Origin of the sequence: Pseudoalteromonas sp. S3178 (genome assembly GCF_005886985.1) — a bacterium.
Lineage (GTDB): Bacteria > Pseudomonadota > Gammaproteobacteria > Enterobacterales > Alteromonadaceae > Pseudoalteromonas > Pseudoalteromonas carrageenovora.
This window is the reverse complement of record NZ_PNCW01000164.1, coordinates 1-296: the sequence shown is the minus strand read 5'-3', so window position 1 is coordinate 296 and position 296 is coordinate 1. Positions and strand designations below refer to the sequence as shown.

Below are 296 nucleotides of genomic sequence, written 5' to 3'. Positions count from 1 at the left end.
TCACCCATATCTAACACAAATACGTCACCACCCTTACCCATGGCACCCGCCTGAATAACTAACTGCGCAGCTTCCGGTATAGTCATAAAAAACCGGGTGATATCTTTATGCGTTAAGGTAATTGGTCCACCTTCTTTAATCTGCTTACGGAATAGAGGCACAACTGAACCACTAGAACCAAGCACATTACCAAAACGTACCATGCAAAAACGGGTATTTTTAGACGTTACTTTACTTTCAGCCAAGGCTTGTAACACTAACTCTGCCATACGCTTGGTTGCACCCATTACATTGGT

Annotated in this window: 1 protein-coding gene; it reads right to left on the bottom strand. The window is 43.2% G+C overall.

Annotation, left to right across the window (positions count from 1 at the left end):
- Positions 1-296, bottom strand: a 296-nt coding sequence (locus tag CWC11_RS20465) for a polysaccharide biosynthesis protein (RefSeq protein ID WP_171038473.1), incomplete at both ends; no start/stop codon positions are given.